This is a genomic window from Micromonospora sp. LZ34 (genome assembly GCF_052981855.1).
Window position 1 is genome coordinate 1 of record NZ_JBRIQN010000105.1, and the last position, 7946, is coordinate 7946.

Consider the following 7946-nt stretch of genomic DNA (forward strand, 5'->3'; position numbering starts at 1 on the left):
CCTTCATCTCTCGCACAGCACCGCGCTCAAGAGCTCTGCCTACAACCAGCTCCCTCCCGCGCTCGTGGCGCACGACGCCTCGTAACTCGCTGAAGGTGTTGCCCGCCCGGGCTGGCGGTTCAGCCGGCGAGGATGATGTTGTGGAGATGGGCGATGCCGGAAGCAGTATCGGTCAATGTGTGGGCGGCGCGACGGTAGTCGCGGAGGATTTCGAAGCACTTCATCCTGGCCAGGGCGTGTTCCACCTGGGCTCGGACGGCGCGGTGTTGCCTGTTCAGGTCTGCCTTCCACTCGGGTAGCTCGCTACCGTCGGCTGGTTTGCGGTAGGGGATGATCACCTCGGGGTTGCCGCGGTAGGCGCCGTCGGCCATGACCGGTCTACCGGCGAGCTTCTGGTCGATGCCGGAGGTGCGGTAGACGATCGTGTCGTTGCGGTTGCCTGGTTGCGGGTCGCCGAGGGCGACGACGAGGCGGGTGTGGGCGTCGATGGCGACCTGCAGGTTCGTGCTGTAGCGGTAGTTCTTGCTCGGGGCGGCCAGGCGGTGGTCCCTGGTCGGGATGAGGGTGCCGTCGACGATCGTGATCTGGTCGACCCGACGCCGGTGTACCGGGGCCAGGGCCAGCAGGGGGCCGAGGGTGTCGATGACCCGGTGAGCGGCGGAGTGCGACACCCCGAACAGCGGTCCGATCTGCCGCATCGTCAGGTTCGTGCGCCAGTATGCGGCGACCAGCAACACCCGGTCGGGCAGGTCGAGAGCCCACTGCCGGCCTGGCCGGCCGTCAGCGATCGCGTCACCGCCACGCTCGGCGACCAGGCGGACCAGCCGGCGGAACTGGGAGGGCTGCAGTCCAGCGAACGGGAAGATCCACTCCGGGTGCCTCGCGGTGATCACCTGCACCCCGACATCCTCGAGGATCGTCCTTAACAGACAGACGCCGGGGTTACGAGACGTCCTTTAGCAACGGACGATTGGCGAAGGGTTCAGCCCGGCAGGGATGGGCGCTCTTTTTCGACGTCCTCACGGAAGCGTCCTCTTGCTCGCATCTCTTCGAGGGCTTCCCGAGCGCTTGGCTGAATTCTGGCGGGCCAGCCAGAGGTGATGAACTCGTTGTCAGTCTGGATCTCCGGCGTTGCGTCACACGCTGCCGTGAGCAGCCGCTGAACCTCGGCGAGAGCACGAACCTCACGAGGTGTGAAGCAGGTCCAGTCCCGCCAACGCCACGGCGCGTCGTCGTCGATGGTGTCGAAGAACTGCTCGACGTACTCCACCGAACCGACCTCTCGAACGCCGTAATCCCCTTTACTCAGCGTCTCCAGCGCTTCCATTGCCCGGTTCCGCAGACGCTGCTCGATGAGGCGATGGCTCGGGCCGTCGGGATCGTTCATCTCAGGAGGGTAGCCAGCGACAACTAGATACAGCGCGGCCGGCCGCGAACGCGGCCCGCGGGTGTGGGGGATGCCATCGAGGGCCGTTCACCGTTGGATGCATGGCGCGTTGTTGCGGCCAGAGCCATGGCAGCCGTGGCCTCGGGCGCGATGAAGTTCCAGGCCAGGGCAACGCGTCCGCTCGGACAGCCGTGTTCGCGTTGTTGCTTGCCCTGCGTGCTCCGTCGTGAGGTGGGCAGCGTTCTCATGCCGGCATGCCGTTGCCTTTCTGCCGCACGTGATCGCAGGACGGCAAGATCGTCAACCACCTGTGGCCGAAACACCTTCAGAAGACCTCCTAGCCTTCGGCTGCATCGCCCCCGGGACGATCGGTGCGCCGCCCGCCAGGTGCTCCCCAAGTTCGTACAGTGCGGCGTACAGGTCTTCAGCGGTCGCTCCGTCCAACCGCAGCCGGACATCCTCCGGCGCACGGTGAACTACCTCCTTTCGCCCAGTCACGTTGGTGGTCAGTGGGTACAGCAAACACTCACCCGCAGCAGCGCCGCGTGTGGCTCGACATCGATTCGGCCGGTACGGATCGAGCGTGCTCGGCAATACCAGTCGTACCTTGGTCTTCCTCGACGTCGATGGGATGCTAATCCCCTTTGGAGTCCGGTCCGCTAGCCACGTGCGTGCCGTAGCGGGTGTCGGTGTTCAACCCGTGACAGGGTCTGGCAATCCTCTGCTCGACCGGCTTGATCCGGATGATGGGCGCCGATTGTTGGAGCTGGGATGCGAGCTCGTCTGGGCGACAACGTGGATGGCTGAGGCGAACGAGGTCATCTCGCCACGGCTCGGGCTTCCGGACCCGCCCGTGGTCGAGTGGCCGGACGGTGATGACGATCAGGCGCATGGTCTGCACTGGAAGACCATGCCCCTAACGCAGTGGGCGGCCGGACGCCCGTTCGTATGGCTTGACGATGAGATTACTGATGCTGACCGGCGATGGGTCGCGGCGCACCACCCGGGGCGGGCGCTGGTGCGACGTGTCGACCCGCAGGTCGGGCTGACCGAAGCGGATTTCTCGACAATCCGCCGATGGCTTGGGCAGGGTTACGTGGAGGGGTGACAACGGGAAGCTTCCTGTCGGCCCAGTCGAGCCCAGACCGAACCTATATGAGCTGGCGCCCCGCGCCTGGAGCAGCATGCCTGGGTCAGGCTTTCGCCGCGGTGGACCATGGACGAGCGGCACCAGCCCGGGGCGTGGCAGCGACAACCCGGCAGCGTACTCGCCGGGTACCGTCGAATGCTGTGCTGAAACCGCCAGCCCACCACCCTCGGCGGGGAGACTCGCACCATCGTCGTCCTCGGCATCCGACTACTGCAGTGCTGCCGCGAGCACATGCGAGTAGTCGGGTCCCAATGCCTGTACAGAGGCGCGCCTAAGTGCGGCCATCTCCTTTCGGATCTGCCAGCCCGGTCCACCGATGGATGCCTCGTCCGGCTATCTGCCTCGAGCCCTTATCGCCTCCCAGGGCCGGGACTGGCAGCTTGCTGATAGTTGCCGGTTCGCCTGCTTGACGGACCGTATCGTCGAGTTCACGAAGCGCGGCCTCTAGTGTCAGAGAAGGCAGGTGGTGGCGGTGAGGATCGCGACGTTCAACGCCAACAACCTGTTCTCTCGCTGGTCGTTCCAGGCGGAGCTTCCTCGGTCCCTGGCCAACCCGCCGGTTGCTGAGATCGCTAGCGGCGCACCGGGCGGGACCGGCACGTCGGGCAGCGGTCAACCGTCGGTGGTCGAGGTGGTCCTGCCTGACGGCACTCGGATGAGTGGGGTGTTGCGCACGTTCCGCGGCAGGCTCGTCCAGGGCAAGGATCCGAAGGCTCGGGCGTGGATCGCCCGGCGTATCGCCGCGCTCGACGCGGACGTGTTGTGCTTGCAGGAGGTCGAAGACCAGGACGCCTTGGATACGTTCCACCGTGACGACTTGCGTCCCCTCGGCGTAGACTACCGCTACCGGGTCGTCGTAGACGGCAACGATCCACGCCGTATCGACGTCGCCATCTGCTCCCGGCTACCGATCACTCGTATCAGCTCGTGGCGGTTCTGGCCCGACTCGCAAGGGGAACCGGTGTTCGGCCGGGACCTGCTGCAAGCGCAGATCGCCGCCCCGGACGGCAAGCCGCTGCACGTCTTCGTCAACCACCTCAAGAGCAACTTCATCGCCGACGAGCACACCCTCACCTCCGCCCAGGTCGCCGCCGCCCGCGACGACATCGTCCGGCGGCGCACCGAGCAGGCCACCGCGATCAGGCAGATTCTGCGTCGGCAGCGGCTGACCCGCCGGGTCGTGGTCACCGGCGACCTCAACGACGAACCCGACGCCGCCACCCTCGACGGCCTACGGCAGGCGCACCTCACCGAGCAGATTCACCGCGGTTCCACGGTCGCCGGCCCCAAGCGCAGCGGCTCCCTGGTCGATGACCAGTTCGGCGACCTGTCCCTCACCATGTGGACGCACCGTCACCGCGCGAAGGGCGTCACCACGTTCGCCCTCTACGACCAGATCTGGACCAGCCCGGACCTGACGGTCACGGCCGCGCATGTCATGCGCCGCACGCAGATCAGCGGTGACGGATCCGACCACGACCCCGCCTACATCGACCTGGACCTGCGCTAACCGGCCGAGCAGGTCAGCAACGCGTGCGGCTAGAGGTCGTCGGGCCACGAGTGCGGGTCGAGGCTCTTGCCGTGGCCACGGGGGCAGGTGCCGTATCCGCTGCTGGAAACGTTCCAATGGCGGTGACAGTACGGAGCGCCGCAGGACCCGCAGAATCCGGCGTCGTCGTAGAAGCCCGCTGTTCTCACCAGCGTGTAGCGGTACGGCTCAGCGAAGGCTGCGGCGATCGTTGTCGCTTCCGCCACGTCGACCGGTCGGCCGTGGCCGTTGCCGGCCTCGATACCGGAGAACAGCAGCCACCACTGCTGGTCGCCGTAGCGCCGCCGGGCGGCGTCGAAGGCGTCGCGTAGCGGCGGTGACCAGCTCTGCCAGCCAGCAGGTTTCGCACCGGGCGCGACGAGCTCCACGTGCGATGCGGGCCGCTCACACGCCGCGCAGGGCGGGTCGGCTACGAACGCCTGCGGCATGTCCTCATCATCCCTCCCACTGGGTTGTCAGGCGACCGCGCGGAGTCGGCGCACGTTGCTGTCGGGGCGATCAGGCTGGGTCGTTTCCCAGCGCCGCTGTAGGGCGTCGACGAGGTTGGTGATCATCGGTTCGGTGACGTGGCTGTAGATGCCGCGCACGCCGGCGAGACGGTGGCCGAGGCGGCGGGCTCGGGCGATCTCCGGGATGCCGTCTTCGATGAGCCAGGTCTTGTGGGTGTGGCGCAGGTCGTGGAAGTGCATCCCGATCAGGATGGGTGGGATTCCTCGTTTCGGGTCGCCGGCGACGGCGGGGGTCCAGGCGCGGCGGTTGAAATTGGAGCGCCGCTGGTGGTAGCCGCGGGCGCCGGGAAACACGGTGTCGTGGGGGTGATCGGTGAGGTGGGTGGCGAGGAGGTTGGTCAGGAAGCGGGGTAGCCGGATGTGGCGGACGGAGTCGTTGGTCTTGGGTGGGCCGAGGAACAGTTTTCCGTCGACTTCGTGCAGGGCGCCGACCTCGGGGTGGACGTAGATGCTGCCGACAGCGAGGTCGACGTTGTCGCGGTGCAGGCCGGCGAGTTCTCCCCAGCGCATGCCGGTGTAGGCGGCGGTGAGGATCATCAGTGCGTCGCAGGTGCGGGCTTGGCGGGCGGCGATGGCGGCGACCTGTTCGGCGGTGGCGTGGGGTCGTTCGACGCGGATGCCTTTGGGGATGCGGATGCCTCGGCAGGGGTTGAAGGGGATACGCCGGTCTTCGACGGCTTCTTGCAGGATCATCGACAGCACCATGATCACGTCGGTGACGGATCGGGGTGCCAGGCGTTTGCCGAGGGTGACGGCGAGGGTTTGACGTGTTGGCGGCGGATGTCGACCAGGGGTAGGGGGCCGAGGGCGGGCAGGATGTGCAGCCGCAGGTGGCTGCGGTAGGCCGCCCAGGTTGCGGGTGCTGCCTGGTGGGTGGCGGCCCAGATGGGTACCCAGTCGGTGAGGGGGATGCGGCCGCCGCGGGGGTCGATGAAGGTGTCGCGGGCGACTTCGACGTCGATTTCCTTGGCGCGGATGACGGCGTCGGCGCGTATGTCGTGGATGGATTCGGTGGTGACGGTGCCGTCGGGCATGCGTAGGCGCACGCGGTAGCGGGCGCCGCGTTTTTCCACCCAGGCCATGGCTATGTCTCCGTTCGATGGTGGGGTGCGGTTGACGCGTGACTGTCGGGGTGGGTCAAGTCGCCGGGGGACGGCGGTCGTCCGCGGCGTCGGGTGGGGCGTCGGCCGGTGGGGGGTTGCGCAGCGGCGGCGATGATGGCGGCGAGGTCGGCGGCGGAGAAGCGGAGGTGTTTGCCGAGGAAGGTGCAGGGGACTTGGCGGCGGCCGGCGCGGCGGCGCAGCCAGGACTCCGAGACGCGTAGCCGGGCGGCGGCCTCGGCGGGGGTGTAGAGGTGGGGTCCGGGTCGTCCTGGTGGGCGGCTCGGCCGGTGGGTGCCGGGGCGGCCGGCGGTAGTCGACGGCGGGCTCGGGGCGGGTTGGCAGGCATTCGTGGGCTCCAGGGGTGATGTCGGCCCCGCCGCCGGGGGTGGGGTGTGCTCGTCGCGGGCGGCGGGTGGCTGCGCCCGCGACGAGCTATCGCGGCGGGCAGGGGTTAGTGGTGGCGGCAGAGCAGCAGGCGCAGGGCGGTCGCAGCTTGGGCGGGGACGACGCCGTTGCCGAGGACCCGCAGTGCGCCGGTGCGGGGCAGGCCGAGCGTGGGGTCGGTGACCCAGTGTTCGGGTAGGCCCATGAGCCATTCCACGAACGATGGCGCAAGCACCGGTTTGCCGTGCTGGCCGGGTTGGGTGGGCGCCGGGACGGGTCGGCTGGTGATCAGTTCCCAGCGGGCGATGGCGGTGGCCTAGATGCCCCAGCGGGTGTCGTCGATCAGACCGAGGCTGGTGGTGAGGTCGGTGATGGTGGTGCGTAGGTCGGTGCCGCCGTCGCCGTGGCGGCCGGGGCCGCGGGCGTCGGAGGCCCGAGGTGTGGTCAGGCGGCGCTGCGGGAGGCGGACGGCGGCCGACGGCAGGGTGAGGTCTCCGTGGGAGCCGCGTTGTCCGGGGCAGCCTTTCTGCCCGTCGTTGGCCCGCGGTGTGGGCAGCAGGACGTGGGACAGCGGCGGGCGGAAGCCGGTGCCGGGGCGGCGGCCCGGGGTGCCGGTGTCGGTGGCGCGGGGTGTGGGCAGGAGGTGGTGGCGGGTGCCGGCGGGTTCGATGAGGTCGGGCAGGCCGTGCTGGTGGCCGGGGCCCTTGCCGTCACGGGCACAGGGCGTGGGCAGCGTCGGCACCCCGTGTGCCGCGGTGAGTGGCGAGCAGGAACAGCCGGTCTCGTCGGTGCGGGGCGCCGATGTCGGATGCGCGTAGGCATAGCCAGCTCGTGTCGTACCGGAGCGCGGCCAGGTCGGCGTGGACGACGTCGAGTCCGCGCCTGCGGAGGGCGGCCACGTTCTCCACGAACACGAGCGGGGGTCGTAGGACGCGAAGGGCTCCGGTGATGTGGCGCCAGAGGCTGGAGTGGGGGCCGGTGATGCCGGCGCGTTTGCCGGCGTTGGAGATGTCCTGTCGCTCCAATGTCAAGCTTCAGCTCTTGGCTACCCCGGGTGACCATGAGGGCAGTGCTGCCGGTAGCGTCGTTTGCGCAGCTGGTAGCGGAGGCGGTGCGGGTGGCACGGACATGGTTGTCGATCCGGGTCGAGTTGGTGTCCGGCCGTGGCGAAGACTTCTGGCCTCGCCCGGGGCGGATTTTCGCCGCAGCGCGGACGCACACATTCGAGCAGCTCGGCGCGGCGATCGACGACGCTTTCGCCCGGTGGGACCTGGCCCACTTGCGCCTGTTCACCCTCGCCGACGAGACACCGGTCTGCTCGTTCCAGGTGTGGGAAGAGCCCTCGGACGGTGCGGTCGACAGCGACAAGACCAAGCTGAGTCGGCTCACCCCAGGTGAACAGCTTGCTTACGTCTTCGACATGGGTGACGACTGGGCGCACCTGTGCACGGTCGATGAGCAGCGGATCGATCCGCTGGATCAGCTCGGGTTCGTCCCGACGGAGCCGACGCCGTACTGGGGCTGGGGGAACCTTCCCGACCAGTACGGCCGACGGTGGGACGGCGACGATGGCGAGTCGCCGATGCCGAAGCCTCCCAAGAACCTGCTGCGGGATCTTCCTCCGATCCTGCCGTGGTGGGGACCACGACGCCGCGGATAGCACTGACGCCAATCACACGGGCGTTCAGGCCACGGCTGGCAGGCTGTCCTGCCGCGGGACGGCGATCTCGCCGGACAGTCGCTTGGCGGTGATCAGGAGTCCGTAGACGTGTCGGGCGAGGTGGCGTTTGAGAGCGCGGATCGCCTCCGTGCGGCTGTTGCCCATCGCCTTGCGGTTGTCCAGGTAGCGGCGGGCCCTCTCATC

Annotated in this window: 13 protein-coding genes; 3 read left to right on the plus strand and 10 right to left on the minus strand. The window is 68.4% G+C overall.

What is annotated here, in order from left to right; translation table 11 throughout:
- Nucleotides 1–119 precede the first annotated feature (119 nt).
- Together ACVCAH_RS37065 and ACVCAH_RS37070 are read right to left on the minus strand one after the other, a co-directional pair.
- Entirely contained in the window at nucleotides 120–899 is a 780-nt protein-coding gene (locus ACVCAH_RS37065) for a transposase family protein (protein ID WP_447140874.1), read from the minus strand.
- Between the two features lie 83 nt (nucleotides 900–982).
- Entirely contained in the window at nucleotides 983–1387 is a 405-nt protein-coding gene (locus ACVCAH_RS37070; protein WP_447140875.1) for a hypothetical protein, read from the minus strand.
- Nucleotides 1388–1994: 607 nt separating this feature from the next.
- On the opposite strand from ACVCAH_RS37070, the gene ACVCAH_RS37075 reads away from it, so the two are divergent.
- On the plus strand, nucleotides 1995–2495 hold the full coding sequence (locus ACVCAH_RS37075) for an HAD domain-containing protein (protein ID WP_447140883.1): 501 nt from the start codon (nucleotides 1995–1997) through the stop codon (nucleotides 2493–2495).
- A gap of 514 nt (nucleotides 2496–3009) precedes the next feature.
- The gene (locus ACVCAH_RS37080) at nucleotides 3010–4047 is read left to right on the plus strand and encodes an endonuclease/exonuclease/phosphatase family protein (RefSeq protein WP_447140876.1); all 1038 of its coding nucleotides are present in this window, start codon (nucleotides 3010–3012) and stop codon (nucleotides 4045–4047) included.
- A 29-nt stretch (nucleotides 4048–4076) separates the two neighbouring features.
- On the opposite strand, the gene ACVCAH_RS37085 is transcribed toward ACVCAH_RS37080, so the two are convergent.
- From ACVCAH_RS37085 to ACVCAH_RS37115, 7 genes are all read right to left on the minus strand, one after another.
- The gene (locus ACVCAH_RS37085) at nucleotides 4077–4514 is read right to left on the minus strand and encodes a hypothetical protein (protein WP_447140877.1); all 438 of its coding nucleotides are present in this window, start codon (nucleotides 4512–4514) and stop codon (nucleotides 4077–4079) included.
- A gap of 27 nt (nucleotides 4515–4541) precedes the next feature.
- The gene (locus ACVCAH_RS37090) at nucleotides 4542–5300 is read right to left on the minus strand and encodes a tyrosine-type recombinase/integrase (protein ID WP_447140884.1); all 759 of its coding nucleotides are present in this window, start codon (nucleotides 5298–5300) and stop codon (nucleotides 4542–4544) included.
- A 2-nt stretch (nucleotides 5301–5302) separates the two neighbouring features.
- Nucleotides 5303–5677 carry a tyrosine-type recombinase/integrase gene (locus ACVCAH_RS37095; protein WP_447140878.1) on the minus strand — a complete coding sequence of 125 codons (375 nt, stop codon included), beginning with the start codon at nucleotides 5675–5677 and terminating at the stop codon, nucleotides 5303–5305.
- 2 nt (nucleotides 5678–5679) lie between these two features.
- The gene (locus ACVCAH_RS37100; RefSeq protein WP_447140885.1) at nucleotides 5680–6165 is read right to left on the minus strand and encodes a helix-turn-helix domain-containing protein; all 486 of its coding nucleotides are present in this window, start codon (nucleotides 6163–6165) and stop codon (nucleotides 5680–5682) included.
- The gene (locus tag ACVCAH_RS37105) at nucleotides 6150–6287 is read right to left on the minus strand and encodes a hypothetical protein (RefSeq protein ID WP_447140886.1); all 138 of its coding nucleotides are present in this window, start codon (nucleotides 6285–6287) and stop codon (nucleotides 6150–6152) included. The genes ACVCAH_RS37100 and ACVCAH_RS37105 overlap by 16 nt, the downstream gene beginning before the upstream one ends.
- A 111-nt stretch (nucleotides 6288–6398) precedes the next feature.
- Nucleotides 6399–6824 carry a hypothetical protein gene (locus ACVCAH_RS37110; protein ID WP_447140879.1) on the minus strand — a complete coding sequence of 142 codons (426 nt, stop codon included), beginning with the start codon at nucleotides 6822–6824 and terminating at the stop codon, nucleotides 6399–6401.
- A complete protein-coding gene (locus tag ACVCAH_RS37115) occupies nucleotides 6793–7113 on the minus strand; it encodes a DNA cytosine methyltransferase (protein ID WP_447140880.1) in 321 nt (106 codons plus the stop codon). The genes ACVCAH_RS37110 and ACVCAH_RS37115 overlap by 32 nt, the downstream gene beginning before the upstream one ends.
- Nucleotides 7114–7142: 29 nt before the next feature.
- Here ACVCAH_RS37115 and ACVCAH_RS37120 point away from each other — a divergent pair, with 29 nt between their 5' ends.
- A complete protein-coding gene (locus ACVCAH_RS37120; protein ID WP_447140881.1) occupies nucleotides 7143–7742 on the plus strand; it encodes an IS1096 element passenger TnpR family protein in 600 nt (199 codons plus the stop codon).
- 24 nt (nucleotides 7743–7766) lie between these two features.
- Here ACVCAH_RS37120 and ACVCAH_RS37125 read toward each other — a convergent pair.
- Nucleotides 7767–7946: hypothetical protein (locus tag ACVCAH_RS37125; RefSeq protein ID WP_447140882.1), on the minus strand; the 180-nt coding region annotated here is incomplete at its 5' end.